At 65.0% G+C, this 904-nt stretch carries 2 pseudogenes; one reads left to right on the forward strand and one right to left on the reverse strand.

The annotated features are described in order from the left end of the window. Positions 1-96 precede the first annotated feature (96 nt). Positions 97-315, forward strand: a pseudogene (locus CIW48_RS32895) (transposase); the annotation flags it as partial. Positions 316-570: 255 nt separating this feature from the next. Here CIW48_RS32895 and CIW48_RS32900 read toward each other — a convergent pair. Next, positions 571-804 (reverse strand): annotated as a pseudogene (locus CIW48_RS32900) (IS5/IS1182 family transposase); the annotation flags it as partial. Between the last annotated feature and the right edge of the window lie 100 nt (positions 805-904).

Raw genomic sequence — 904 nt, forward strand, 5'->3', positions numbered from 1 at the left:
CCCGCCGAGGCCGAAGCGCGCTATTATGCCCAGACCGAGGTCCAAGCCTTGGCCGCCTGACCCAAACCAAACGGCCTCCGGGAAACCCGGGGCGGTTCAATCCGCAAAGGACGAACATACGGCACTCTGCTCGTCGATCTCGACCGTCGATGCCCGATTGACCTGTTGCCCGACCGTTCGGGGGCGACCGTCGCCGATTGGCTGCGACGCCATCCCGGCATCCAGATCGTCGCCCGCGACCGCTCGACTGAGTACGCCCGAGCAGCGGCGGCAGGCGCTCCCGCCGCTCTCCAGGTCGCCGACCGATGGCATCTCTGCGGATAAGCGCCGAACCAGGACCCCTTTCTGAAGTACGGTAAGATCCTCAACATACAAACGTTTTTCGCACAGAGGTGGGGTCCCGATCGGCGCCGACCGGGACCCCACCCCTCTCGCGATTTTGCTAGTGATAACAACGCGCTACATTGGCTTTGATCCGGGGTCCCGCTTCAACGCCTATCCACACTTTGGCGATTTGATGCTGGCCTCGCGCCGGTCGCGAGCGGGGCGAAAAGCCCTTTGTCCCGACCCTCAGGCAGTCCTCGCGCGGGAGCCGGTGAGCCAGACTGCCCAGTTCATGTTGTACGTGAGGTTGGCCAGGCCGATCTTCATCCGGGCTCTCGCCAAGCCGATCGTGCGCACCACGAGCCCCATCGGCCCCTTCTGCCGGGCGAAGACGTGCTCGACGGCCGCGCGGACCTTCGACTTCTCGCCGTTGGCCCGGGCGACGTTCCTCGCCATCGGCTTGCCCGGCGGCTTCTTGCGAGTAATTACCCACCCCTGTGGCGGTGTGATTTAGGCGCTGACGGTTTTGAGGATGGTGGCGAACGGGCTGGTCCCGGTGAGGCGGGCGGTATCGACGACG

It is taken from the genome of Methylobacterium sp. P1-11, assembly GCF_008329595.1.
Lineage (GTDB): Bacteria > Pseudomonadota > Alphaproteobacteria > Rhizobiales > Beijerinckiaceae > Methylobacterium.